The sequence below is a fragment of the Paraburkholderia sp. FW306-2-2C-D06C genome, assembly GCF_058781505.1.
This window is the reverse complement of sequence record NZ_JBYSWU010000045.1, coordinates 33,555-58,743: the sequence shown is the minus strand read 5'-3', so window position 1 is coordinate 58,743 and position 25,189 is coordinate 33,555. Positions and strand designations below refer to the sequence as shown.

The 25,189-nt window shown below is 62.8% G+C and carries 21 protein-coding genes and 1 pseudogene; 8 read left to right on the top strand and 14 right to left on the bottom strand.

The window, feature by feature from the left end:
* Nucleotides 1-86: 86 nt before the first annotated feature.
* The 3 genes and pseudogenes from AC3WLT_RS27570 to AC3WLT_RS27560 all read right to left on the bottom strand — a co-directional run.
* A pseudogene (locus AC3WLT_RS27570) lies at nt 87-308 on the bottom strand (ATP-binding cassette domain-containing protein); the annotation flags it as partial.
* Nucleotides 226-531: a peptidase dimerization domain-containing protein gene (locus AC3WLT_RS27565; RefSeq protein ID WP_492594830.1), complete on the bottom strand. Its 306-nt coding sequence runs from the start codon at nt 529-531 to the stop codon at nt 226-228. The gene AC3WLT_RS27565 and the pseudogene AC3WLT_RS27570, both read right to left, overlap by 83 nt.
* Entirely contained in the window at nt 528-3,455 is a 2,928-nt protein-coding gene (locus AC3WLT_RS27560; RefSeq protein ID WP_492594829.1) for an FAD-dependent oxidoreductase, read from the bottom strand. Before AC3WLT_RS27560 ends, AC3WLT_RS27565 begins: the two co-directional genes overlap by 4 nt.
* A 146-nt stretch (nt 3,456-3,601) precedes the next feature.
* Between AC3WLT_RS27560 and AC3WLT_RS27555 the strand changes: the two genes are divergently transcribed.
* From AC3WLT_RS27555 to AC3WLT_RS27530, 6 genes are all read left to right on the top strand, one after another.
* Complete coding sequence (locus AC3WLT_RS27555) at nt 3,602-4,495, top strand: dihydrodipicolinate synthase family protein (protein ID WP_492594828.1); 894 nt, start codon at nt 3,602-3,604, stop codon at nt 4,493-4,495.
* A 25-nt stretch (nt 4,496-4,520) separates the two neighbouring features.
* Nucleotides 4,521-5,363, top strand: coding sequence for an ABC transporter substrate-binding protein (locus AC3WLT_RS27550; RefSeq protein WP_492594827.1), 843 nt, complete (start codon nt 4,521-4,523; stop codon nt 5,361-5,363).
* 42 nt (nt 5,364-5,405) lie between these two features.
* Nucleotides 5,406-6,155 carry an amino acid ABC transporter permease gene (locus tag AC3WLT_RS27545; RefSeq protein ID WP_492594826.1) on the top strand — a complete coding sequence of 250 codons (750 nt, stop codon included), beginning with the start codon at nt 5,406-5,408 and terminating at the stop codon, nt 6,153-6,155.
* A gap of 26 nt (nt 6,156-6,181) precedes the next feature.
* The gene (gene hydA / locus AC3WLT_RS27540; RefSeq protein WP_492594843.1) at nt 6,182-7,624 is read left to right on the top strand and encodes a dihydropyrimidinase; all 1,443 of its coding nucleotides are present in this window, start codon (nt 6,182-6,184) and stop codon (nt 7,622-7,624) included.
* A gap of 36 nt (nt 7,625-7,660) precedes the next feature.
* A complete protein-coding gene (locus AC3WLT_RS27535; RefSeq protein WP_492594825.1) occupies nt 7,661-8,410 on the top strand; it encodes a GntR family transcriptional regulator in 750 nt (249 codons plus the stop codon).
* A gap of 189 nt (nt 8,411-8,599) precedes the next feature.
* Complete coding sequence (locus AC3WLT_RS27530; RefSeq protein ID WP_492594842.1) at nt 8,600-9,730, top strand: porin; 1,131 nt, start codon at nt 8,600-8,602, stop codon at nt 9,728-9,730.
* A 198-nt stretch (nt 9,731-9,928) separates the two neighbouring features.
* Here AC3WLT_RS27530 and AC3WLT_RS27525 read toward each other — a convergent pair whose 3' ends face one another.
* Together AC3WLT_RS27525 and AC3WLT_RS27520 are read right to left on the bottom strand one after the other, a co-directional pair.
* Nucleotides 9,929-10,183, bottom strand: a complete 255-nt coding sequence (locus tag AC3WLT_RS27525) for a hypothetical protein (protein ID WP_492594824.1) — start codon at nt 10,181-10,183, stop codon at nt 9,929-9,931.
* Nucleotides 10,184-10,222: 39 nt separating this feature from the next.
* A complete protein-coding gene (locus AC3WLT_RS27520; protein WP_492594823.1) occupies nt 10,223-10,726 on the bottom strand; it encodes a lecithin retinol acyltransferase family protein in 504 nt (167 codons plus the stop codon).
* 439 nt (nt 10,727-11,165) lie between these two features.
* On the opposite strand from AC3WLT_RS27520, the gene AC3WLT_RS27515 reads away from it, so the two are divergent.
* On the top strand, nt 11,166-11,453 hold the full coding sequence (locus AC3WLT_RS27515) for a hypothetical protein (RefSeq protein ID WP_115100824.1): 288 nt from the start codon (nt 11,166-11,168) through the stop codon (nt 11,451-11,453).
* A 5-nt stretch (nt 11,454-11,458) separates the two neighbouring features.
* Nucleotides 11,459-12,229 carry a PP2C family protein-serine/threonine phosphatase gene (locus AC3WLT_RS27510; RefSeq protein WP_492594822.1) on the top strand — a complete coding sequence of 257 codons (771 nt, stop codon included), beginning with the start codon at nt 11,459-11,461 and terminating at the stop codon, nt 12,227-12,229.
* A 16-nt stretch (nt 12,230-12,245) separates the two neighbouring features.
* Here the strand turns inward: AC3WLT_RS27510 and AC3WLT_RS27505 are convergent, their stop codons facing one another.
* The 9 genes from AC3WLT_RS27505 to AC3WLT_RS27465 form a co-directional block, all read right to left on the bottom strand.
* On the bottom strand, nt 12,246-13,592 hold the full coding sequence (locus AC3WLT_RS27505) for a sigma-54 interaction domain-containing protein (RefSeq protein WP_492594821.1): 1,347 nt from the start codon (nt 13,590-13,592) through the stop codon (nt 12,246-12,248).
* Nucleotides 13,589-16,645, bottom strand: coding sequence for a peptidase domain-containing ABC transporter (locus AC3WLT_RS27500; protein WP_492594820.1), 3,057 nt, complete (start codon nt 16,643-16,645; stop codon nt 13,589-13,591). Before AC3WLT_RS27500 ends, AC3WLT_RS27505 begins: the two co-directional genes overlap by 4 nt.
* A 162-nt stretch (nt 16,646-16,807) precedes the next feature.
* The gene (locus AC3WLT_RS27495; protein WP_492594819.1) at nt 16,808-17,560 is read right to left on the bottom strand and encodes a peptidylprolyl isomerase; all 753 of its coding nucleotides are present in this window, start codon (nt 17,558-17,560) and stop codon (nt 16,808-16,810) included.
* Nucleotides 17,561-17,597: 37 nt separating this feature from the next.
* Entirely contained in the window at nt 17,598-18,971 is a 1,374-nt protein-coding gene (locus AC3WLT_RS27490) for a beta-barrel domain-containing protein (protein WP_492594818.1), read from the bottom strand.
* On the bottom strand, nt 18,949-21,528 hold the full coding sequence (locus AC3WLT_RS27485) for an FHA domain-containing protein (protein ID WP_492594817.1): 2,580 nt from the start codon (nt 21,526-21,528) through the stop codon (nt 18,949-18,951). The genes AC3WLT_RS27490 and AC3WLT_RS27485 overlap by 23 nt, the downstream gene beginning before the upstream one ends.
* Nucleotides 21,529-21,822: 294 nt before the next feature.
* On the bottom strand, nt 21,823-23,235 hold the full coding sequence (locus tag AC3WLT_RS27480) for an efflux transporter outer membrane subunit (protein ID WP_492594841.1): 1,413 nt from the start codon (nt 23,233-23,235) through the stop codon (nt 21,823-21,825).
* 319 nt (nt 23,236-23,554) lie between these two features.
* Nucleotides 23,555-23,839, bottom strand: a complete 285-nt coding sequence (locus tag AC3WLT_RS27475; protein ID WP_492594816.1) for a hypothetical protein — start codon at nt 23,837-23,839, stop codon at nt 23,555-23,557.
* A gap of 298 nt (nt 23,840-24,137) precedes the next feature.
* Nucleotides 24,138-24,572, bottom strand: a complete 435-nt coding sequence (locus AC3WLT_RS27470) for a DUF4399 domain-containing protein (RefSeq protein ID WP_492594815.1) — start codon at nt 24,570-24,572, stop codon at nt 24,138-24,140.
* A 53-nt stretch (nt 24,573-24,625) separates the two neighbouring features.
* On the bottom strand, nt 24,626-25,123 hold the full coding sequence (locus AC3WLT_RS27465; RefSeq protein WP_492594814.1) for a DUF4399 domain-containing protein: 498 nt from the start codon (nt 25,121-25,123) through the stop codon (nt 24,626-24,628).
* Between the last annotated feature and the right edge of the window lie 66 nt (nt 25,124-25,189).

The window sequence follows — 25,189 nt, the reverse complement described above, 5'->3', positions numbered from 1 at the left end:
GAAGCTGACGCGAACCCTGCTATTGATAAGTGCGTTGCCGCTGGCGTCGTCAGCGCGTGCGCAAAACCAATTGGAGAGACCGATTGTCGAGACCGTGAGGATCTGCGCGCGCCGACTGATACGCCGCCGACGTGAATCGTGCCCGCCCGGAACGGTTCGAGACCGTTCACACATTTGATGAGCGTCGATTTACCGGAGCCGGACGGTCCGCAGATCGCGACCACTTCACCCTGCGTCACGCGTGTCGTGCATCGTTCCAGCACCTGAAAGCTGCCAAAGCATTTCGATACGTTGGTGATGTCGATCAATCCGCGTGATTTCCACGCGGATGCCCGTCAACCTGGCGGTGGATGCATCGATGAGCGCGTGTAATTCGGCTTCGACTTCTTCGGGTTGTTCTTCGGGAATGATCCGTCGGTCGAGCCGGAAGGTGATCTCGTCAGGCACGACGTTCGTATTGATCCCGCCGTCGATTCCGGATTGTCCTCCTATCGACCTGTCCGAGGAAATTAGACCACTACAGTGCTTCACGCAGGTGTAAACCGGTCGAGCAGAAAGGGCGCGATGTCGAGTTCGGGAGAGCGTTGAAGAATGAGATCGGTGACGAGTTGCGACACGATCGGCGCAAGTGTGTATCCGTTCGACGTCACGGCATTGAAAAAGCCGGGAACGCCTTCCACCGGACCGAGAATCGGCGCGCCGTCGATGTCGATATTCATGCCGGCCCAAGCGCGCACCATGTGCATTCCCTTGAGCGCGGGCAGCACGTGACTTGCGACCCAGGCATTGCCTTCGATGCTCTCGCGCATTGCGTGATTCATGCGCCGCGCGGGGTCGAACGCGGCGGTCCAGCCGCCGCCGATCAGGATGCCGCCGGTCGCGGTCTGCTTCAGGCTCAGGTGGCGGTCGGCGTGGGCGATTAGATGGTCGACGAGCTTCGGCGCGGGTTCCGTGGCGATCATCTGCAACGGCGCGCCCGCCACCGGGACGTGCACGCCGAGCATCGCGCCGATCTCTTTCGCCCACGCGCCGGCGGCGTTCACCACGACACGTGCGCGAATCCGGCCACGGCTCGTGTCGACAGAAAAGCCGCCGCGATCGCGCATGATCGCCGTGACGTTGGTCGCACGCTGGAAGCGCGCTCCCTGCGCGCTGGCAAGGCGCATGACGGCATACGTTGCGCGCAGCGGATTGATCTTGCCTTCCATCGGGCAGTATTCCGCGCCGAGCAGCGCGGGCGAAAGATGCGGCGACAACGCGAGCAGGCCGCGTGCATCGAGCAGTTCCGCTTCGATGCCGAACTGTTTTTCGAGCGCGATCTTCTGCTCGAGGAAGCGCATGCCAGCGTCGCTGTCGGCCACCATCAGACCGCCCGTCACGCGGATTTCGAGGTTGTCGCCGCTTTCGCGTTCGAGTTGCTGCCAGAGCCGCACCGACGCGGGGCCGAGCGCAAGCGTGTTGGCCGCGGGCGTGCCGCCCGCGCGGGCCTTCTTGCCGAAATCGAACGACAGCAGTTGCACGTGCAGGCTGCCCGCGTTCGCGCCGGACGCCTGCAGGTTCAGATCGTCGCGGTCTACCACCAGCACGTCGCAGCCGGTACGGCTCAGAAAATGACTCAGGCACGCACCCATCACGCCGCCGCCGATCACTAGAACGTCGGTAGTCTGATCGCCCAGTGCGGGTTCTTTTACAGGCCGCGCAACGTTCGGCGTGGACGCCTTGCGATGGCCGCCCCATTCGGGCTTCTCGAACGCGAGCGCGGCGAGCGGCGTGGGACGTACTGGCACACGCGGTGCGAGAAAATGCATGACCTCACGGGCACGGCCGGTCGATTCCTCGACGAGCTTCGCGCAACTCGCCGCGCAATTGCGGCCCTGGCAGCGGCCCATGCCGAGGCGGGTGTTGCGCTTGATCGACGCCAGCGTGTCGTGGCCGGCGGCGAGCTGGTCGACGATTACGCCCTGCGTCACGTCCTCGCATCGGCAGACGATCGTGTCGCGCGGCAGATCCGCGATGCGCGGCGCCGGTGCGGCGAAAATTTTCCACAGCGCAGTCTGGAACCGGTCCGCGCGCGCCAACGCACGGCGTGCCGCAGCACGCGATTGCCCGGCGTCCGCCTTTGACTGAAGACATAGCGCATCCGCCGCCGCGTGGCCCGCGAGCGTCCCGCGCGCGAGCGCGACCCGGGCGCCGCCGATGCGCGCGCCGTCGCCTGCCGCAAACACGCCTGCGATGCTCGTCTGCCCGTTCGCGTCGATGTCGGTGGCGAGATGACCGACGCCTCTGTCGACGAACGAATGCACGCAGCCGAGCGCCCGTGCGATATCGGTCGTCGGCGCGAAGCCGTAACCGACGCACAGGGTGTCGCAAGAGAGGGTGACGGTTTTGTCGTCGCAACTGTAGGCAATCTCTTCGAGCCGCTGCTTGCCATGCGCCTCGAGCCCGCGCGCGTTCCAGACGACCGGGACGTTCGCGGCGCGCAGCGTGGCGAGGTAAGCGGCGCCATCGCGAATCAGGCTGGGCGCTTCGCGGGTCGCGACAAGCAGTTCGCGCCACAGGCGCAAGCCGGGTCGCGTTGCACTTTCGAGAACCGCCACGACGTTCGCGCCGCCGGCCACCAACTCGGCGGCAAGTTGCAGGTTCAGCGGCCCGTTGCCCGCAATGACGATCCGCTCGCCCGGCGCCACGCGATACGCCCGCGCTAGCGTTTGTGCGCCGCCGGTGGTCATCACGCCGGGCAAGGTCCAACCCGGAAAGGGCGCGGTGTATTCGTACGCGCCAGGAGCGAGCACGATCTGCCGCGGGCGGAACACGACGCTTGCGCCATTCACGATCACGCCGATTTCGTGCGGGCCGAATGCGCCCCAGACGAACGCCTCCGACGTGAGCGTGACGCCCATCGCGCGAGCACGCCGGATCAGCGCTGCGCCTTCGCGGAACTGTCGATCCAGTTTGCTGGCCTGCTGGCTCGGCGCCATCTGCTTGAAGAACTGGCCGCCCGCCATGGGGCGCTCGTCGATCACCTCGACCGATGCACCACGCGAGCGGGCCGCGCACGCCGCCGTCAGTCCCGCGGGACCGGCGCCTACCACCAGCACGTCGACGGCGACCTCGCGCGGCTGTGCGCCTTCAGGCGTCGGCGCGAGCGGCACATGATCGCCGGCGTTTGCGCGCGCCGTGCCCTGAGCGGTGACCTGCATGCCGTCCGCCGCCTTCGTCATGCAGGCGCGTTGTCCCTGTTTGCCGTCCACGCACACGAGGCATTCGAAGCAGTTGCCCATGCCGCAATACAGCCCGCGCCGCTCCCCGTCGCGTGTCTCTCGATACACCCCACGGCCGGCGTCGGCAAGCGCCGCGGCGATGGACTCGCCCTCTAGCGCGCGGATGCGCTCGCCGTCGTATTCGAACGAGATGAGCTTGCCGGATGGAGCGACGTGCGATTCTTTTAGACGCATCGGAAACCTTGTTGCATTGGGCTTTGCAAGCTTCCAGACGGGTGCCGGGATTTGAAAAGACTTGACGTATGAAATTTGTATACAAATGCTATACAAACAATATGCAGATTCAAAGCTCTCAAAAAAAACCGGATTCCAGCTCTACGATGAAAACTTTTCACGGCACCTACACCGTCCTGATTACGCCCTTTACCGCCGACGGCAAGCACGTCGACGTCCCAGCCTTGCGCAAACTCGTGAACTGGCAGATCGAAGAGGGGATTCATGGGCTCATCCCGCTCGGAAGTACGGGTGAGTTCCTGTCTCTAAAGGACTCGGAGCGGATCGAAGTGGCGCAGACCGTGATCGAGGCGGCGGCGGGCCGTGTGCCCGTGCTGCTCGGCACGGGGATGGAATGGACCGACGACGCCATCGCCCGCTCGCGGGAAGCGCAGGAACTCGGCGCTGACGGCGTGATGGTGATTCCGCCGTTCTACAGCACGCCGACCGAAGACGAACTCTTCGAGCATTACCGCCGGATCGGCGAATCGATCGAACTGCCGATCATGATCTACAACAATCCGGCCACGGCGAACGTCGACCTGAAGCCGGAACTCGTCGCGCGCCTGTCGCACATCGACAACGTCAGCTACATCAAGGAGTCGACGCTTGAAGTCACGCGAGTGCGCGACATCGTCGAATTGTGCGGCGACCGCATGACCGTGTTCGCGGGGATCCTCGGTTATGAATCCATGTGTGTCGGCGCGCAGGGCTGGGTGGCGGTGTGCTCGAACCTGCTGCCCCGGCTGTCTGCACGGCTTTACGAATGCACCGCTGTCGAGCGAGATCTCGACGCGGGGCTTGCGATCTATCGCGAGATGCTGCCGATCGTGCGCTGGGTCGGCGGGCATCGCTATGTGTCGGCAAGCAAGGCCGGCCTCGCGATGATGGGCTTGCCAGCCGGCGAGCCGCGCGCGCCGCGTCTGCCGCTGCCGGCCGCCGATCGTGAACTGCTACGCGCCGATCTCGCGGCGCTCGGCGCGCTAAACACGCTGTCCTGATTCCCTTTTTTTCCTGGAGAATTTCATGTCCTACCGTTCGTTCGCCCGCCCGCTCCTGTTTTCAGGCGCACTCGCGATTGCAGTGGCAATGGCCGCGCAGCCGGCTGCTGCCGCGTGCACGTCATCGATTCCCGCCGGCGCGCTGATCAAGCAAGGCGCACTGATCATGTCGACCAACCCGACGTTGCCGCCGCTGCAATACACCGACGCCTCCGGACAACTGAAGGGCATGCGCATCGAACTGGGCGAGGAGATTGCGAAGCGTCTGTGCCTCACGCCCGAATACGTGAAGATCGATTTCGACGCGATGGTGCCGGGTCTGCAAGGCGGCCGCTGGGACGTCATCAATACCGGTATTTTCGTGACCGATGAGCGTACCCGCATCATGCAGATGATCCCGTACGAGAACCAGGCGATCAGCATTTCCGCCCTGGCTTCAAATCCGCTGAAGATCACGAAGACCGATGACCTCGCAGAGCACACGGTGGCCGTCGAGATCGGCGGTTTCGAGGAGGCACAGGCCCGCGCGATGATCAAGGACATGACGGCGCGTGGCATGAAGCCTTTCACGTTGCGCACCTTCGACACCTTCTCGATCGCCTATCAGGCGCTGGCTGCCGGGCAGGTGGACGCGGTCGTCTCGATCGACGCGGTGGCCGGCGAGTACCAGAAGCGCGGTGGTTTTGCACGCGTGATATCCGGCATCCACCCGACGCCGGTCGCGCTAGCGGCGAAGAGCCCGGCTCTCGCGAGCGCGATCGCCGGCGTGCTCGACCAGATGCAGAAGGACGGCAGCTACCAGAAGCTGTTCGCGAAGTACGGCATCAAGCCGCTCGACGCGCCGATCGCAGTCGCACAGCCGAAGTGACCGCGTCACCAGCACGTTGATTACATCATCAGGAGTCCAGCAATGAACAAAGGATGGAACTGGGACGGCTTCGCCTCGTATCTGATCAGTCCGTACTTGATCGGCGGCGCGTTCCAGACCATCTGGCTGACACTCGCGGCGATCGCGGGCGGCCTTGCTCTCGGCTCGCTCATCGCGTTTGCGCGGCTGTCCGGAAAGCGTTGGCTGTCAGCACCGGCTGCGTTTTACGTATGGATTTTTCGTGGGACGCCGCTGCTGGTACAACTGATCATCCTGTACACGGGGCTGCCGCAGGTCGGGCTGCGCTTCTCCGTGATCGAGGCCGCGCTCATCGGCCTGATCCTCAACGAGGCGGCATACCTTGCCGAGATCATCCGCGGGGGCATTGCCGCGGTGCCGCGCGGGCAGACCAACGCCGCGAAGGCGCTTGGCCTGAACGGCGTGCAGACCATGCGCCAGATCGTCTTCCCGCAAGCGATGCGGCTCATCGTGCCGTCCCTCGGCAATAGCGTGAACAGCCTGTTGAAGACGACCTCGATCACGTCGGTGATCTCGATGGAGGAACTGCTCAGACGCACGCAGGAACTCATCCAGGAACGCTTCATGGTGCTCGAGCTGTTTGTCGTGGCCGCGCTTTACTACTTGCTGATGACGACGGTCTGGAGCTTCTTCCAGCGCAGGATCGAAGCCTATTACGGACGAGGCTATGCCGCGCACGATGCAGGCCGCAGCGGTTGGCGCGCATGGCTCACGGCGCGCCGCACGCCGCGCGTAGCAGCCCGCTCGCATTGATTACGGAGAAAACACGCGTGACCGACATGTACCAGTCCAGCTTCGACACGGTGATTCGCAACACCCGCATCGCCACCGCGGCCGATCTCTACACCGCCGATATCGGCATCAGCGGCGGCGTGGTCGTCGCAATCGGCCGTGATCTGCCCGGCGGCCGCGAGACGATCGACGCGAAGGGCCGTTTCGTCACGCCGGGCGGCGTGGATGCGCACGTTCATCTCGACCAGCCCACGTCCGACGGCTCGAAAATGGCGGACGATTTCCTGACCGGCACGCGCTCCGCGGCGTGCGGCGGCACTACCACGGTCATTCCGTTCGCGTTGCAGTTCAAGGGGCACAGCGTGCGCGCGGCAGTGCAGGATTATCATGCTCGAGCGGCCGGCAAGGCGTCGATCGACTATGCGTTCCACCTGATCGTGTCGGACCCGACAGAGGCTGTGCTGAAGGACGAACTGCCGTCACTGATCGCGGACGGTTATACGTCGGTCAAGGTCTATATGACCTACGACGACATGAAGCTCGACGACCGCCAGATCATAGACGTGCTCGCCTGCGCGCGCGTTCATGGCGCCATGACGATGGTCCATGCGGAGAACAGCGACTGCATCGGCTGGTTGACCGAACGGCTGCTCGCGGCCGGGCTCACCGCGCCGAAGTATCACGGCGATTCGCGGCCGATGCTGGTCGAGCGGGAAGCTACTCATCGGGCGATCGCGTTGTCCGAGGTGACGGAGGTGCCGATTCTGATCGTCCATGTCTCCGGACGGGAGGCAATCGAGCAGATTCACTGGGCGCGCGGCCGGGGTCTGCCGATCTTCGCGGAAACCTGCCCGCAGTATCTTTTCCTCAGCGAAGAAGACCTCGCGCTCGAAGGCTTCGCTGGCGCGAAGTGCATCTGCAGCCCGCCGCCGCGCGACAAGGCGAACCAGCAGGCCGTGTGGACCGGATTGCAGAACGGCATGTTCACGATCGTGTCGTCGGACCACGCGCCCTTTAACTACGACGATCCGCACGGCAAGATGCTGCATGGCACCGCTAGCGGCTTCCACCTGGTGCCCAACGGCATTCCGGGCCTCGAAACCCGGCTGCCGCTGCTGTTCTCGGAAGGCGTGCTGGCCGGCCGGATCGGCATCAACCGTTTCGTGCAACTCACGTCGACGAACGCGGCGAAGCTGTACGGGCTGTACCCGCGCAAGGGCACAATCGCGGTCGGCAGTGACGCCGACCTGGTGATCTGGGATACGGGTATCGAACGTACGATCCGCAACGACGAGCTTCACCATGCGGCCGACTACACGCCCTATGAGGGGCGCGAAGTGCGTGCATGGCCCGCGACGACGCTGAGTCGAGGCGTGACCGTCTGGGCGGACGGGCAGTTCCGCGGGCAGGCCGGTCATGGACAGTTCCTGCGATGCGAGCGCCCCGAGGTTGTAACATCGCAGGTCAAAATCGGGACTGCCGCCATCTGAAAGCGGATCCGGCGGAAAAGAGAACTACGCGCAATCATGACAAAAGCAGACACCAAAGCAGCGGGAACCGGCGTGAAGAAGGCATCGCGGAAATCGACAGGCGAGGTGCCGCAGCCGGACGCATCGTCCGTGCAGACAGAAGAAGCGGTCTCCGAAACGCGCATTGCCAGCCTCGGCGAGCGCGCCTACCGGCGTTTGCGCGAGATGATTCTGGATCGTGAGCTCGAGGCGGGCGCGCTGCTTAATGAACTGCGTGTCGCCGACCAACTGGATATGTCGCGTACACCCGTTCGCGAGGCGCTGATCCGGCTCACCGGCGAAGGCCTGCTGGTGCGCGCCGACGCGCGCAGCTTCGCGGTGCGCACGGTGTCTGCCCGCGAGTTTTTCGAAAGCATGCGGGTTCGTGAAGTACTCGAGGCACAAGCGATCGACCTCGGCATCCAGCGGCTCACGCCCGTGGCGATCGAGGCGCTGGAAGAGAAGGTTCACGCGCTCGAGGTCGGCAAGCATACCGAAGTCGAGCATCGTGAACTGGATGATCTGCTGCACAGGACGATTGCGGAGGCGTCGGGCAATGCCGTTCTGGTCCAGATGATCGCGATGATGCGGCTGAACGCGCGGCTCTTTCGCGTGACGAGCCATCTTCACCGCCAGCAGGAGAATCACGTCGAACACCTGGCGATCCTCGCCGCGCTCAAGTCGCGTGACAAGGTGGAAGCGCGCAACGCGATGGTCAGCCACATTCGTGGACTTCAGGATGACGTTATCCAGGCGATAACGGGGTAACCACCGCTGGACCTTACCTTCGAAGGTCTGCAATCCAATATGGATAATTAGTATGTCTATGCAAAAAATAGGAAAGGGGACACTTTTGGCTAAAACCTCCGTCAATTCGAAGTCGTCAATTCACTGAAGAGATCACTAATGAAAAACCTTGCTATTACCCTTGCGGGCACCGTCAACTCAAGGACGCCGATGAAGAAGACCACTCCGGCAATTCTTTCGCTGGCCATGCTTGGCGCAACTGGCGTAGCTCACGCACAAAACAGCGTCACGCTTTACGGTATCGTCGATACGGGCCTGACGTACGTTTCCAACGACGGCGGCAGCAAGTCCTTCAGCATGTCGTCGGGTAACGAATCCGGCAGCCGTTGGGGCCTGAAAGGCTCGGAAGACCTCGGTGGTGGCCTGAAAACAATCTTCCAGTTGGAGAACGGTTTTAATTCGACCAACGGCAAGCTTGGTCAGGGTAGCCGCCTGTTCGGTCGTCAGGCGTTCGTTGGTCTGAGCAGTGACAAGTGGGGTACGCTCACGGCCGGGCGTCAATACGATCCGCTGGTTGACCTGGTTCAGCCGGTGCAGGGCGATGGCTTTCTCGGTGGCGTGTTCATCTCGCCGGGTGACATCGACAACGCCGACAACAGCGCGCGCGTCAATAACTCGATCAAATACGCGTCGCCTTCCTGGTCCGGCTTCCAGTTCGAAACCATGTACTCGCTGGGCGGGGTGGCTGGCGCGCTGGGCTCGGGTCAGAGCTATGCCGCTGCAGCTGCGTACAGCAACGGTCCGGTCAACCTGGCAGCGGGTTACTACCACCTGAGCAACGGCAACCACGCAACCCGCGGAACATCGACGTGGGACTCGCTGTTCAACACAGCGGTCAACGCCGCGTATTCCACTGCGGCGTCGATCAACAATGCCCGTATCGGGGGCAACTACGTATTCGGCTCGGTGACCTTGGGCGGCTACTACAGCTACGCCGAATACACTGCAGACGGCAGCTCGACGTTCAAGCACGCGGAAAAGTACAACACGGGTTCGGTGTACGCCGTGTGGCAGGTCTCGGCACCGCTGCAGACCCAGATTGGCTACGTGTATCTGAAGTCGAGCGGCAACTCGTCGGCAAAGTATAACCAGCTCGCAGTCGCAGCGGACTACTCGCTTAGCAAGCGTACGGATGCCTACGCGTGGGCAGGGTACACGACTGCATCAGGAACGCAAGACTCGTCGGGCACGGCTGCTGTAGCTGTCATCGGTTCAGCAACGGGCAATTCGGGGTCCAGCAAGCAGGCTACCGTGACCGTGGGTATCCGTCACAGGTTCTAATCGACGTTAGATAAAAAAGCCCGCATCTGCGGGCTTCAGATTGCTGACCAACCCCATGTTTTTCGGAGCGTGGGGTTTTGTTTTTCAGGCCTGGCGGGTCGCGGCGTGAAGTGCGAGTTTTGGGTCGATCAAGGCCTGGTGTGCGCAGATGAGCCGCTGCAGACAGCCGTAAGGGCGTCGCGGGAGACAAACGCGGGACTAGCAAACCGCCGCGCGGCGATGGCCGTTCATCGCGGGCCGCTCGGCTTGCGGCGGAAACACGTTCCATGAGCCGTCGTCGTGACGGAAGAAAAAGATCGACAGCAGTCCGCCTGGGCGGAGTGCTTCCACGCAGACATAGCACTGATGCTGCAGCTTGCTATGACAAAACTGCGTGACGCGCGCGGGCATCGACGGTGTGGGTGCGAGCCATTTGTCGACGGCCCAGTGCAAGGTCTTTTCTGCGGCAACCATGATGTTCTCCTCGAATCCCGTTCCACTCTTTCCACTCGCTCACGCGGCGTACGCAGCGACCTGACCACCCTTCGCACCACTTTCGACAAAAGCCTTCACCAGACACAGCAGCGCATGCATGCCGGTGCGCGGATGGGTCAGACAGCAATGCACCTGTTCGCTGCGGCTTTCGCCGAGCAGGCACCACGCGCAGAAGTGCTCGCAGTTATTGGTCAGGAGCCTGTAGCGGTTTTCGCCGAGCCGGGAGCGGGCGCGGCGCACGGCCTCGTCGCCCTGGTAGCGCGCGCAGGGTGTCGTGCGAACCGACAGCGGATGGCCGGCGGCAAAGCGCGCCAGTTCGACTTCTTCCACCGGACCGCGATGAGCCGAGTTCGCAAACCCGGCGTAATGCACCACCCGGCCGTTGCCGACATAAATGCCGTGGTGTTCGTAACCGTTGCGTTGCGTCACGAGATGCGCGCCGATCGGCAGGTCGATGGTCGGCGTATCGTTGCGGCCTTCGCTGCGCCGTTCGACGTTCGTCTGAAGAAGGTGGGTGTTCATGGCTGGCCTCGGTTCAATATCCAACACTGTTGCGAGGTCTTTTGCATCATCCGGGCCATGGGCCGGAAAGCCTTTGTTTACGGGGAAATCGGCATTTTCGAGGGTTCGGGAATCAAGCAGGTGTGCGCCGGCAGCCGACAGATTTCGCGTCGATGTGTTGGCGCTCGGCGATCATTTGCGGTCGTCGATAAACGTGCGGCAGGCCTTGCCAATGTGTTGGGTACAGCACCGGTCTGAGGCCGCGGCTGTTGGCTGCAACCCGACCTCTGCGCGTCGGCCTGAACGTACGGCGCGGGCCTGATCGAACGGAATCGCCACCCAATCAACGCGTTACGACAAACCGCGCGCGCCGGCCGCAAATTGGCATGCCACTTGCACCATCACGCTCAGCTTCTCTTTTAACCGCGCGCCGCTCTCGGGCGGCCAACCGGAGATCGACATGGCCTCAATCACCGTGAATGACCTGGCGCTGAACCTCGCACTCGACCGTAAAGCAATGGCGGCAATTCGCGGCGGCGGCGGTGCGCCGTGGGTGTACGGCTGGATTCAGCCCTATGTGCGGGAAACCCCTAGCATCGGGCCGGTCGTCAACCTGTACGAGGTCTCGAACAACTTCTATGCTAACCAGATGATCAACCAGTTCCAGTCGGTCGATGTCCGCAACACCGGCGCGAACTCGAACATCAGTGTCTCTCCCGACGCACGCAGCAGAAACGATACGGTGTAGACGTTGTGACCTGTGCGAGCCAATTTCGATGGACGTCGTCCGCGCGTTCCGACGCGGGGCGCGTGCGTGAAATCAACGAAGATGCCTGCCTCGACCAGCCCGAACTCGGGCGCTGGGCCGTCGCCGACGGCATGGGCGGGCACGCGGTCGGCGATCTGGCGAGCCGCCTGGTGATCGATACGTTGAGCCGGCTCGCGCGGCCCTCGGGCATGAAAGCCTCTATTGCCGACGCGCGCACCCGGCTGCAGACGGCCAACCGCCAGCTCAGGGACGAAGCGGCGCGCCGCCAGGTGCAGCGGATCGGCAGCACGGTGATCGTGCTGCTCGCGTGCGACCGCTTCTGCGGTTATCTGTGGGCTGGCGACAGCCGGCTCTATCTGTATCGCGAAGGTCGATTACGGCAACTGACGCGCGACCATAGCCAGGTCGAAGAGCTCAAATCACTGGGTGTGATCACCGGCGAACAGGCGCGCCATCATCCGGCGCAGCACACCATTACGCGCGCGGTCGGGGCCACGGACCAGCTCGAACTCGACGACGATGCAATCGAAGTCGCGGACGGCGACGTCTTCCTGCTATGCAGCGACGGCCTGAGCAACGAGATCACCGATCAGGAAATGCTCGCTGTGCTGACCACGGTGGAATGCGAGCGCGCGTCCGATGAACTGGTCGATCTGGCGCTCGCGCGCGGCGGGCGCGACAACATCACCGCCGTGGTGGTGCGGGCCGAAGATCTCTACGCATCCGACAAAACGCTGCTCAACCCGGCGCCCTGAGGGCGTGAACGCGGCGTCAACTGTCGCCGTCTTCTTCATCGTTTTCATCGGTGCCGTTGTTGCCGGGCGGCGGCAAGTTCCGGTTGCGAAAGTCCTTCGAATGCAGGCCGTGCTTCTTCAGGAGCATTTGCAGATGCGAACGGTTCATGTCGATGCGTCTGGCCAGTTCGGCAACCGTGCCGCTTACCTCGCGAAGGCCGCGCTCCAGGAACGCTTTTTCCGCATCGTCGCTGGCGGCTCGCTTGGCGTCGCTCAGCGACATCAGATTCGCCACGCTGATGGGTTCACCGCCTGACGACGCCGAGCCCGCCGCCGCGGCCGAACCGGGCGCAGCCGGCCGCATATCCACCGGCAGATGATCGACGTCCGCCATGTCGCCGGCGAGGCACGACACGCGATACATCACGTTGCGCAGTTCGCGGATATTGCCCGGATAGGCATAGTTCAGCAGAAAGTCGCGCAAGCGCGGCGTCAGTCTGACGGGCCGGCGCTTCAGCGTGCCGGCAGCCTCGTCGCCGAACCACGCAATCAGCAGCGGAATCTCGTCGCGCCGCTCGCGCAACGGCGGCAACGTGACATGAATCACGCTGAGCCGGTAGAACAGGTCTTCGCGAAACTTGCCCTCCTCGCTCAGTTGCCGCAAGTTGCGATTGGTCGCCGCGACGATCCGCGTATCGACGGCAATCGTTTCGTCAGAGCCCACGCGTTGAATCTCGTGCGCTTCCAGCACGCGCAGCAGCTTCACCTGGCCGGCCAGCGGCAACTCGCCGATTTCGTCGAGAAAGATCGTGCCGGTATGCGCGCTTTCGAATTTGCCTTTACGGTCGTTGGAAGCCCCCGTGAACGCGCCCTTCCGATGCCCGAACAATTCCGACTCCAGCAGATTTTCGGGAATCGCGCCGCAGTTCACGGAAATAAACGGCTTGTCCGCGCGCGAGCCGTTCGCGTGAATCACCTTCGCCATCAGTTCCTTGCCGGTGCCGCTTTCGCCGTCGATCAGCACGGGCAGATCGGTGGGCGCCGCTTTTTCGGCGATTTCGAGCGATTCGAGCAAGCGCGGATTGTCGCCGAACGTGCCCTCGAAAATGAAGCTGCGCTCGATCAATGCCTTTCTGCGCGCGCCGCGCGATTGATCCACGCGCGCGGGTTCGGCCACCGCCGCCTGCACGAAGCGCTCCTTGTGCGAGAGTTGCATCACCTCGTCGCGCAACGAGGTGGCTTGCCTGAGCAGCTTGTCGATGTCGGCGCGCTCGAGGCGCGAGGACCAGCGCAGCGTCGAGCGCAAAATCTCGATCCGCTCGATCAGGCCCGCATACGAGATCGCCGGGCTGGGCTCTTCAATCTGGTCGAGTATCTTCATCACGCGCTCAACTGTTTCTGGACCAGCTGGTAGTACATGCCGCCCCGCTGGATCAGTTCATCGTGCCGGCCCTGCTCGACAATCGCGCCTTCATACAGCACGAGAATCTTGTCCGCGCGCATGATGGTGCTGAGCCGGTGCGCGATGATCACCGCGGTGCGGCCCTTCAGAATGTCGTGCATGTTGCCGAGGATATTGCTTTCCGACTGCGAGTCCAGCGCCGAAGTCGCTTCGTCGAATACCAGCAGACGCGGATCGTGATACAACGCCCGCGCGATGCACAGCCGCTGAATCTGCCCGCCGGATAAGCCAATGCCGCGTTCGCCGACAATCTGCTCATAGCCGAGCGGCATCTTGCTGATGAACGCGTGTGCGTCGGCCATCTTCGCAACTTCCTCGATACGGCGCCGTTCGGGCGCGTCGTCGCCGCTCGCGATGTTCTCCGCGATCGTGCCGGAAAACAGCAGATTGCTCTGCATCACGTAGCCGATCTGCGCCCGGTAGTAGGCTTTATCGACTACGCCGAGATCGTAGCCGTCGATCGTCATCTTGCCTTCGGTCGGCGCATAGAAACCGACCAGCAATTTGGCGAGCGTGGTCTTGCCCGAGCCGCTGCGGCCCACAATCGCCACCAGTTCACCGGGCTTGATGTCGAAGCTGATATTTTCGAGCACGTATGCGGAGTCGTTGTCGCCATAGCGGAAATAGACGCCGTTGAGACTGATTTCGCCTTGCAGTTCGGGCAGCATCACGCGCGACGGCAAATCCTCCGGCTTCTGTTCCGGCTCGATGTCGAGCACGTCGCCGAGCCGCTCCATCGCGACGCCCGCGTCGTTCAACATGCTCCACAGGCCCACCAGTCCCATCAGCGGACCCAGCACGCTGCCCATGAACGCATTGAACGCAATCAGCTGACCAATCGTCATTTCGCGCGCCAGCACCAGATTCGCGCCGACCCAGAGAATCGCAATCGTCGTCGCGGCGTTCAGCAACTGGCTGCCGAGCCCGACGAGAATATTGAATGCGTGCGCGCGATACTGCACTTCGAGCGCCTTCGCGTACTTCTTCTCCCAACGCAGCCGCACTGGCCGTTCGATGCCCATGCCCTTGACGGTTTCCACACCAGCGAGCGCCTCCATCAGAAACGCTTTCGCATCGGTCGACGCGGTGAACACTTCGCGCGCGTAGTTCTTGATCTTCGGCGTGGCCAGCGCGGTCAGCGCCATGATCGGAATCACGAACGCGATCAGCACCAGCGTCATCTTCACGTTGTAGACGAACATGATCGTGAAGTAGATGAACACCATCAGCAGATTCAGCGCGGTGGTCACGGTCGATTCGGTGAGGAACGCGCGGATCGTCTGGTTCTCCTGGAAGCGCGCGAAGATGTCGCCGGTCTTGCGCTTGGCGAAGAACGAGAACGGCAGCGTCATGGTGTGCCTGAAGAACTGCGACATCATCGCGAAGTCCATGTTGCGCACCATGAAATTCGCCAGATACGCGCGAATCGACGACATCAACTGCGAAAACACGTTGGAGATAATCAGCCCGCCGATCAGCAGATTCAGCAGGCTCACATTCTGATGCACGATCACGCCGTCGAGAATGTTCTGGATGATCAGCGGCGGAATCACGCCGAGCGCCTGAATCACAAAAGTGGCGAGAAACAGGTGTCCGAGAATTTTCTTGTACGGCCTCAGATAGCCGACAAAGCGTATCCACGGCGAACGCGCAGCCGACATCTGCAACAGATTCGGGTCGCCGGTAAACAGCAGACAGGTGCCGCTCCAGCCGCGCTCGAAATCTTCAACGGTCATTTTCCTGAAGCCGAGCGCTGGATCGGCGACCCACACATAGTCCTTCGAGAGTCCGTACACCACCACGTAGTGGTAGCCCTCCCAGTGGACGATGAACGGCAGATCGAAGCCGCGCAACGAGTCGAACGTGCATTGCACGCCGCGCGCGGTGAAGCCGAGCGATTCGCCGGCGCGCGCGAGGCTGTCGAGGGTGGCGCCCTGAGTCGTGACGTTGGCCAGTTCGCGCAGTTTGCCGAGCGTCATCGGAATGCCGTAGTGACGGCACACCATCGCGAGACACGCGGCGCCGCAATCCATTTCCTCGGCCTGCTCGACCAGCGCGAAACGCTTGATGACTTTTTCGCCGAACTCGGGTTTGCTCTGCAAATCGAGCATCAGCGGCAATTTGCGCCGCTGTTCGAGCCGCTTTTGCCGCTGCAATTCGCGGTCGCCGTAGCGAATCCGTTCATCGAGCACTTCGCGCAACTTCGGATTGCGTTCGAGAATGAAGTGGACGGTGCGCTCGGGAATCACCAGCAGCCGCGTATCGGTTGTAGCCAGCACCGAGGCCATCTGTTCCTGCCGCATCAAACACGCTTTCTCACCGAAGATTTCGCCTTCGCCCAGGGTGGCGAGCGTGTAATCGTGCCCCTCCTCATGCCGCACGATGCGCACCTGCCCTTGCCGCACCACATAGAGCCGCCGGTCGTCGCGTCCGTCCTGCTTGAGAATCGCCTTGCCGGCGGCCACCCGTTTTACGCCGACGCTGCGCACGTATTCTTCGAGTTCCGCCTTGTTCAGCTTGCCGCGCAGATCGAACAGCTGCGCGACGAAACCGCCCGCCGAATTGATCGCCACATAGCTCGCGATAAACGCCAGCGCCGCCTGATTGCCGGCGATCACCGGCTCGATCGCGGCGCGCGGAATGAACAGCAACTCGGTCTTCGCCGACGCCCGCACCGACGCTTCGTGCACATACGCGCGCAACATCGCGATGTCGGCGAAAATCTCGCCGGCCTTGCGCACGCCCATGCTGGTTTCCTTGCCGTGCTCCTCGATGAAAATGCGCACCGAGCCGGAACGGACCACGTACAGACCGTCGGCCGTCTCGCCCGCGGAGCACACCGTTTCGCCGAACGAATAGAAGCGCGCTTGCGCATATTCGGCAAGACGTTCAATCTCGTCGCGCGAAAACGGCGAAAGAATCTCCACCGAAGTCAGAAACTCGGCGGCGGACGGCGCGGTCTGGGGTGCATCCATAGACTTGCGGACCTCGATTCAGCTTTGTTACGACGGTGCGCGATGCGGCGCGGTACGTGCATCGGGTGCATCAGGTGCATCGGGTGCATCAGGTGCATCAGGTGCATCGGGTGCAACAGGTGCATCAGGTGCATCAGGTGCATCGGGTGCAACGCGGGCCGGCTAGTGCGCTTCGATCACATGCTCCTGGGCACGCGCGATCAGCCAGCCCTCGCGCAGCAGACGCTTCACTTCAGAAGCGACGTCCGCATCCAGCGTTGCCGGATACTTGGCTGTCACGGCAAAAATCTCGAAGCACGAACGATCCGCCGACGGAAACGGCCCGAGCAGATCGCCCACCGCCGCGTTGAAAATCTTCGCTTCGATGTCCGGCTTCAGCGAGCCGCGCAATACCTTGCCGATCACGCCGCCGGCTTCGCGCGTATCCGCAATCGAATGCTCGCGCGCCATGTCGGCGAAGCTGTCCGGATCGTCATGCAGATAGGAAATCATTTCCTTCGCCTTGCCCTCGCTGTCGAGCACGATATGGCTCACCTCGATCGCATCGAATTTCGGCGAATTCAGCGCGAAGTAGTCCTTGATCGCCGCCTCGTTGCCGACAATGTCGAGCATCTTTTCCTGATACAGCCCGTCGGTGATGAACGCCTCGAATTCGTCGAGACTCACGTTGAGCACATCGAGGTACTGATTCATATCCGTCGCGCGGTGCAGACCGCGCACGCGGCGGAACTGATCGGCGCGCTGCTGGATTTCGTCGGCCGTCACGACGACACCCTGCTTCTTCGCCGCATGCACGGTGAGCTTGTCGCGCACGATCTGCTCGATCAGGCTTTCGAACTGGCCGGTCAATTTCAGAAGACGAATGAACTCGGCAACGTCCACGACTTCGTCATCGATTCGCACTATCGCGGTCATGTCATCCGCTCCTTTAATTGACGTGTGATCTGCGCTATCAGCCCGCAACCTGTCTGAACGGATCCAGACCGAGGTCGATCAGGCGCCGCTCGCGCACCACGATCTCCGCGCTCGCCGTCATGCCATAGCGCAGCGGGTAGCGAGTGTCGGCGATCTGGTAGTAGTTCTTGTCGAGCGTGACGCGGCCTTCGTACACGGGTTGTTTGTCCTGCAAAGACGGCTTGGTGGCCGGCGAGATGTAGGCGAGCGTGCCGCTGATCAGCCCGTAACGCTGATACGGGAACGCGCTGAATTTCAGCTTCACCGGCAAACCCTCGTGCAGAAACGCGCGGTCGTGTTCGGCGATTTCGATCTTCAGCACGGGCCGTGCATCTTTCGGCGCAATGCCGCCGAGCGGCGCGTTCGCCTGAATCTTGTCGCCCGGTTGCGTCGAGGTCACGTCGGTGATCACGCCGGAGACCGGCGCGAGGATCAGCAGGAAATTGTCTTTGTCGATGTTCTCGAAGCGGATCCGCGCCGCGGCGTCGGCTACCAGCCGCGCGCTTTGCAGTTGCAGGCGCGCCTTGTCTTCCGCGTCGGTGATATCGCGCACCGCCGAGTCGTACTGGAGTTGCAGGTCGGTGGCCTGCTGGCCGCTGGTTTCGAGTTGCGCGTGGGCCTGCGCATACTCGTGGCTCAGGCGGAAATCGAGTTCCGCGAGTTTCGATTGCGCGACACGGTAGGCGTTGTCCGCTTCCATCGCGGCGGTGCGCTTCTGCTCGACCTGAAGTTCGGCGATGCCGCCGCCGCCCGGCTGCGCGAACAGACGCGAGTACCGGTCCAGTTCCTGGCGCGCCGCTTCGCGCGTGCGGCGGGCGTTGTCGAGCACGCTGCGCGCTTCGTCGAGTTCGGCTTTCTGCCCTTCGGCGAGCTTGGTGGTGCCTTCGGAGAGGCGGTTTTCGTGCAGGCGCGCTTCCACTTCCATCTGTGCCTTGAGCGCGGCGGCCTTGCGCTCCATCAGCGCTTTCTTTTCAGGGAACTGCTTCCAGTCGCGCTCGGCGTCTTCGAGTTTGAGCTGCGCTTGCAGCGCGTTGCTGGCCGCTTCGATCGCGCCGCGTGCGTTGAGCCGCGCCAGCACGTCGCCCTTCTGCACCGGCTGCCCTTCGGCGATATACAGATCGGCAAGCTCGCCGTCGATCGGCGCATAAATGCGGCGCACTTCCGATTCCGGCGACAAGGTCCCTTGCGCGCTGACGATCACATCCGCGCGGCCGACGAACGACCACAGCAGGCCGACCGCCACCAGCGCGACCATCGCCCAGATCAGCGCACGGGCGAGCCGCACCGGTTCGGCGGTCAGGATCGCGATGCCTTCGACGCTGTGATCCTCCAGCGCCTCCGACAACGGTCTAGGGTGACTGTCGCGCTTCACTCTGCTCGCCTCCGATCAACGCCAGTTTCGCCTTCAGCAGCCCGGGGTCCAGCACCATGCGCAGCTCCGTCAGTGAGCGGCGCTGCAAATTCGCTTCGGCTTCGATATCCGCGAGCAGCTGGTCGAAGTCGGCGGGATGATCCGCCTTCAACTGCGTATAGATACGCATGCCCTGTTGCGCGGCGGCCTGCGCATCCGACAGCAAACGCGCCTCGCTGCGAAAGCCGGCCGAGATGCCGGCCTCGAGCCGTTGCGTGCCGCCGATCGACCCATTCGCGCGGTATTGCTTCCAGAGGCTCTGCGCGCGCTGCAGCAAATCCTGCGCACGGGCCAGCGCCTTGTCGTGCAGCGCCGCTACGTCCTTCTGGATCGACGCCACGAACCACGCGTCCGCGGCCGGATCGAGGCTCGCGTAGAACGACAGCAGGCGTTCGTCGTAGCCCTTGCCGCCACGGGTTTTCTGCAAGTCGGCGAACTGGTCGAGCAGCGCTTTCTTATGCGTCTGCTCCGCGGCGAGCACGTCGGACCACGGACCGGCGGGCATCGCCTGCAAACCGGCCAGCGCCTGCTGGCCGTCGCCGCGCAGCCACGCCGCGGTCACGGCGTCATGCCGCTGGATCACATCCGCCGAAGGCAAACGGCTCGCGGCCAGTTGCTGAAACTGCGCCTGGAACGGCGGCGTGCTGAAATGCACCGTCTTCAGTAAAGCCAGCAGCGGCGTCAGCTGGCGGCCGAGTGCGGCGTTCAGCACATTCGCGTATTGGCGCAAATCTTCGCGCAGCCGGTCGAGGCCGGCGAGACGCGGATAGCGCTGCGCGTAGTCGTCGAACGCCGACGGCAGCGCGTCGGGTTTGTCGCGCGCCAGCTCGGTGCGAATCGTCGCGTTGAGGCGGTCGATTGCGGCGAGGTACACCGAATCGTCGCTCTCCAGTTTGCGCAGATGGCTCAGCGCCTGCGCGTACGGCTCCGCGAACATGGGCACGTATGACGCAATGCGGTCGAGCGCGCGCTGGTGATTTTTTGCGTCGTCGTCCCAGCGTTGCAGCAAGCTGCGGATGACGGACTCGTCCGCGTACATCCTGATCGGCGCATCCACGCCGCCCCGCCCGACCACGAAACGCTCCAGATCGCCGACCCATTGCAATTCGCCGACCAGCGAAGCGGCGTCCGCATTGTTCGCGCTCAACGATTTCATCTCCGCGAGCCGCATGTCCGCCTGGCCGAACTGCGCCTTTTGCAACGCATTCAGCCAGCCGGGGACCTTCGCCTTCAGCAGCGCTTCGCTCGCCAGCGCCTTGATCTGCGAATCGGCGGGATGATGCGTCAGATAGTCGTTCGCCACCACGATCGCACTGGAGTAGTCGCCGCTCGTCAACAGGTTTTTCAATTCGCGCTCCGATGAGCCGCGCATGTAGAGCGTCAGCGCCAGGGCCATCAGTACGGCGACACCCGCGCCGCCCCACCACGCCGCGCGCCGCACCATCGTGCGGTCGCCGCCCGCGAAAGCCTCGCTGAGTTCAGCCGCCACCAGACGCCAACGCTGCGGCCTGCCCTTGGCGGCGCCGCTCGTACCGCTCGTACCGCCTGCGCCGTGGGTGCCGTGGGTGCCGTTCGCCCCGCCGCCAGCCGCGTCGCGTTTCTTCGCATGCGCCGACGCCGCCTGGGCCGCCTCGTTGACTTCATCTTCGCGTTGTAGCCCCGGGTCGACGCAAAAGATATCGAGGAATGAATGTGCGGCGGCAACGAACGTGGTCTTGTCGGTATCGGCAGCTTCGTCGATAGCGGGAGTCAGAGATAGCTGGGTCACGGTCGGCTCGACTTCAGGGGGCTGTTGCAGCGTTACCCTGTAGACGAAGTGGTCGCCGCCAAATGCAACGACGTCGCCGTCGGCAAGCGGTTGCGCCGATTCGTCGAGCCGCTTTCCGCCGACGAATGTGCCGTTGGTGCTGCCGAGGTCCTCGACGTACAGCTCGCCGCCCTTCAGAAAGATGTGCGCGTGACGCCGCGAGATGTAGTTGACCTGATGCGGGTAGCGGTTTTTGTAGCGCGAGAAGATGTCGTCCGCTTTGCTGACGAGGAACGGAAACGCCTTCACGTCGATCGGCTGAAGGCCGAGGTCGTCACGCTGCGGCACCAGCAGCAGGCCAGGCGCCGGCGCGGCACTGGCGGCGGCCACGATACGCGCACGCGGTTCGATGCCGACGCGATAGCAAAGCTCGCCGCCGAAGCACAATTCGTCGCCGGCACGCACGCGGGCAGGTGTCGTTCGCACCGCGACGCCGTTCACCGTCGTGCCGTTCTTGCTGCCCAGGTCGGCAACATAGACAGCGCCGTGCTCCGTGAAAATCCGCGCATGCCGGCGCGACAGGCGTGTGATCCGCTCGGCCGGATAGTCCGTAAACGGCGCCTCGCTGCGCCCGATTGCGAACAGGTTGTCGACGATCCGGATCGCGTCGAGCGCGGGACGCTGCGCGGATGCAACCGGCGACAGCACCACGTCGAACAGAGCGTCCAGTGTCGTGCGCACCTCAGCAATCGGAACTTCGCCGGCGTTCATTTTGTCTGGATCACTAATCGTTTACCCGCTGCGGATAAAACGCGATGAAAACGGGAAAAAAGGACGACGGCGGAGAGATCTTGTGCGAATGAGCCGCGCAGAGGCCAGCCCTCTAACGATTTTAAGTCACGCATGGCGAGTGTCAATTTTCAGATCCTCGGTTGTAGAAGCAATGAACGCACGACGCACAGCCTGAATTCCACACGCTGCACGCAACGCGCGTTGATCCGCCGATTAGCTCAGCGTTCCTTTACTTGAGCCCTTAGCTGCCCTTAGCTGCCCTTTATTTATCCTTCACTTATCCTTCACTTGCGCTTGCACGTCGACGCTCGGCCAACCGCCGCCCAGCGCTTTATAGAGCAGCACCGTGTCGGACAGAATCAACTGATGGTTGGCAAGCAGTTGCTGCTGCGCTTCCAGCAGTGTCCGTTCGGTTTCGAAAACTTCCAGCTGCGACACGACGCCAAGACGCAATTGCGCCTGGATCTGATCGGCGACGATTTGCAGGCGCGACACCTGCTGCTGCAATTCCACGCGCTGCGCCTTGTGCGAATTCAGATTGACCAGCGCGTTTTCCACTTCCTCGAACGCGCCCATCACGGCGACGCGATACTGCTGCTCGGCCACCGTCGATTGCGCTTGCGTGACCTTCACATGCGCTCGCACGCCGGGATCGAGCAGCGGAATGTTGATGCTCGGCATGAAGCCGAACGTGAACGATTTCAGCAGGTCGGTCAGCGCGAAGCTGGCGGTGCCGCCGTGACCGGTCAGGCTGATGGTGGGCAGTTGCGCGAGCTTGGCCTGACCGACGAGGTCGTAGGCTTCCAGCACTCTTAATTCGGCGGCTACCACGTCGGGACGCCGCGCGAGCAATTGCGCCGGCAAACCGTCCGGCACGGACGGCAGTTGCACGCGTTGCTGCAAATGCCCTTTGGGCAGCTGGAATTCGCCGGCCGGTACGCCGACCAGCGTGCAGAGCGCGTTGTTCGCGAGATCGCGTGAGCGGCGCAGTTCGAGCAACTGGTTCGTCAGGCGGTTGATCTCGGCTTGCTGACGCAATACCTGGGTGTGAGGCACGAGACCGCTGCGGCTCTGCCCGTCGTAAATCGTGAGAATCTGCTTGTTCGTGACGAGCGTTTTCTCCTGCTGCTCGATCTGGTCGTCGAATTGCAGGATCTGGAAATAGGTGCTCGATACGTTCGAGACCAACTCCAGATAGCCGGCGCGCCAGTCCGCCTCGGTGGCATGGAACTCGGCTTTTTGCGCCAGCACACCCTTCTCCACCTTGCCCCAGATGTCGATGTCCCAGTTCACCTGGGTCGCGACGTTGTACTGTTTGGAGAAAGTCTGGCGGGTGGTTTTCTCGAAATCGGCGCCCGCGCCGAGATCCATGGTCGGCAACGCACCGGCTTTTGCCTCGCCGATCTGCGTGCCGGCGACGTCGATACGCGCGGCCAGCACCTTGATGTCGAAATTGCCCGCAATCGCTTTCGCGATCAGCGTGTCCAGATACGGATCGTGGAAGCCTTTCCACCAGTCGGGTTCGATGGTCGCGGCAGCCGACACCGGCGCGCCCTTCTGATCCGACCACGATGCCTTGGCCGGCGTGTCGGGCCTTTTGTAATCGGGCATGCTCACATCGACACACGCGCACAGCAGCAGCGCGGATACGATCGCGGCGCCGGCTGCGCGCGCCGCCGTGGCCAGGCGGCCCGTATTAGCCCGTTGAAGTGCCGGGCAGCGCTGCGCCGATGCATTGAAGAAGCGCTGACGGACCGATGAATCAAGCAACGCTGACACGATTTTCTCCGATGACGCCGGCTGCGCTGCACGAGCAGAACGCGCTCTTCAAGTAAAGCAGGTCCTGCCCGGCTTCACCATCGAAGCGGTGCAAGAAAGTCGGCGCGGGGATCGTACGGTGACGCGGGGGTCGCGTGAAAAGAACGATTGATTGCGAATTCTTTTTGACGAGCCGCCGTTGCGCGGCCCGCGGCGGCCGGTAAGCCTCCGCGGCGGCCAGCGCCGTTCAGCCGACGTAGATGTTGTTGCTGGTGCTCAGATGCGGGTTGATCGTGGTGGTGATGCCGGCATCGAACGCTGCGTTGTTGCCATTCGCATTCTGAATGTTCAGCGTCGTGCTGATCAGTTGCGTGGCCTCGACCTGCTTGCTGTTGTTCGGCGCATACACCGGCGCGAAGCTGAAGTACGACGACAACGGGTAGTCGTAGCCGAAGCCGCCGCGCACGGCGCTCATGGCCTTGCCGTCGAGTTGTTCGGTGATGGACAGGTCTTTGATCATCAGCGTGTTCATGGTAATTCTCCTGGAAGGAAAACAGCCCAGTCTTGCGGCTGGGTTCAAGCAATTTGTCTGCTCGAGTGTCACTAACGCATGGGCTGTGCCAGGTTTGTTTTCCGATCCTAAGAAAATCGCAGAAAGGCTGTCGATAAAGGCCAGGCGGGATGCGGTCCCGCTAACCGCATCGAGATGGTGGCAAAGCGGCAAGCGGGAGATGGTGGATCGCAACCAACAACGCACGCTGCGGTGTTGGCCGAACCGAGACACTGTGGATGGCACGGCGCGCGGTGAGGTGGCGCGCCGCGTCACAATCTCACCGTGCAATGACCGTGATCTTCTTCGAGTAAACCGGGGGGTTGTGCGGAATGTGCATGTCGTCGCCCAACAGCAGCTGCAACGTGTGCTTGCCGGGCGGCAGTTGAATCATCGTTTCCGTCTCGCCCGCGCCGAAATGCAGATGGTTGCGGTCTGAGGGAATTTCCTGGTCCATCGGCGGCAGATCGGTATCGATCAGCAGGTGATGGTGGCCGGTGTTCGGATACTTGACGCCCTTGGGCGCCACGCCCATGAAGCGCAAGCCGAACCACACGCGAAAAGGCCTGTTGGCGGGCACCACCTGGCCGTCGTTCGGATACCCGATATATGCATGCGCGCCGGCCGGCGCGGGCGTCGTGCCGCCTAAGGCGAGGCCCGGCGAGGCCAGTACCGCCAGTGTCACAAGCGCCGCGATCGCGATGTTCCTGTACATGAAAGGCTCTCCGTCCAGACGGACCCACTTTGAACGACCGGGTCGCGCGAGTCTTATTGCACGTTGATGGTGATCTTCTTCGAATACACGGGCGGCACGTGTGGCACGTGGTTGTGGTCGCCGAGAATGAGTTGCAACGTGTGCTTACCCGGCGGCAACTCGATGCGCGCGTCCGTCTCGCCGGCGCCGAAGTGCAGGTGATTTCGATCCGATGGAATTTCCTGGTCGAGCGGCGGCAGATCGGTGTCGATCAGCAAATGGTGATGGCCAGTATTGGGAAAAACGATGCCCTTCGGACACACGCCCATGTTGCGCAGCCCCATGCGTACCCACAGCTTGCCGCCGTGAATCACGGCGCCGTCCGGCGGCCAGATGATGTATTCCTCGGCGCCCGGCGGGGAAGCTGTTTGCGCGGCGAGCGCGGATTCGGACAGCGGCGCGATGCCGAGCAGGGCGACAAACGCGGCGCAAAGAACTGTACCGAGAGCGGTGGATCGCGCGCACACCCGATGCCGCGTGTTGAGCACGCCCAGCGTGGCTGTTATTCGCATTGCGCACTCTCCCGAAGAGTGGCCCAGCGCCTTCGTTACTCGAGGCGAGGACCGCGCGCTCCGGCT

Bases quoted from the DNA above. Each gene is read 5' to 3' on its own strand.
- AC3WLT_RS27560 (WP_492594829.1), bottom strand. From the start codon at position 3,455: ATGCGTCTAAAAGAATCGCACGTCGCTCCATCCGGCAAGCTCATCTCG.
- AC3WLT_RS27555 (WP_492594828.1), top strand. From the start codon at position 3,602: ATGAAAACTTTTCACGGCACCTACACCGTCCTGATTACGCCCTTTACC.
- AC3WLT_RS27550 (WP_492594827.1), top strand. From the start codon at position 4,521: ATGTCCTACCGTTCGTTCGCCCGCCCGCTCCTGTTTTCAGGCGCACTC.
- AC3WLT_RS27545 (WP_492594826.1), top strand. From the start codon at position 5,406: ATGAACAAAGGATGGAACTGGGACGGCTTCGCCTCGTATCTGATCAGT.
- hydA (WP_492594843.1), top strand. From the start codon at position 6,182: ATGTACCAGTCCAGCTTCGACACGGTGATTCGCAACACCCGCATCGCC.
- AC3WLT_RS27535 (WP_492594825.1), top strand. From the start codon at position 7,661: ATGACAAAAGCAGACACCAAAGCAGCGGGAACCGGCGTGAAGAAGGCA.
- AC3WLT_RS27530 (WP_492594842.1), top strand. From the start codon at position 8,600: ATGAAGAAGACCACTCCGGCAATTCTTTCGCTGGCCATGCTTGGCGCA.
- AC3WLT_RS27525 (WP_492594824.1), bottom strand. From the start codon at position 10,183: ATGGTTGCCGCAGAAAAGACCTTGCACTGGGCCGTCGACAAATGGCTC.
- AC3WLT_RS27520 (WP_492594823.1), bottom strand. From the start codon at position 10,726: ATGAACACCCACCTTCTTCAGACGAACGTCGAACGGCGCAGCGAAGGC.
- AC3WLT_RS27515 (WP_115100824.1), top strand. From the start codon at position 11,166: ATGGCCTCAATCACCGTGAATGACCTGGCGCTGAACCTCGCACTCGAC.
- AC3WLT_RS27500 (WP_492594820.1), bottom strand. From the start codon at position 16,645: ATGGATGCACCCCAGACCGCGCCGTCCGCCGCCGAGTTTCTGACTTCG.
- AC3WLT_RS27495 (WP_492594819.1), bottom strand. From the start codon at position 17,560: ATGACCGCGATAGTGCGAATCGATGACGAAGTCGTGGACGTTGCCGAG.
- AC3WLT_RS27485 (WP_492594817.1), bottom strand. From the start codon at position 21,528: ATGAACGCCGGCGAAGTTCCGATTGCTGAGGTGCGCACGACACTGGAC.
- AC3WLT_RS27475 (WP_492594816.1), bottom strand. From the start codon at position 23,839: ATGAACACGCTGATGATCAAAGACCTGTCCATCACCGAACAACTCGAC.
- AC3WLT_RS27470 (WP_492594815.1), bottom strand. From the start codon at position 24,572: ATGTACAGGAACATCGCGATCGCGGCGCTTGTGACACTGGCGGTACTG.
- AC3WLT_RS27465 (WP_492594814.1), bottom strand. From the start codon at position 25,123: ATGCGAATAACAGCCACGCTGGGCGTGCTCAACACGCGGCATCGGGTG.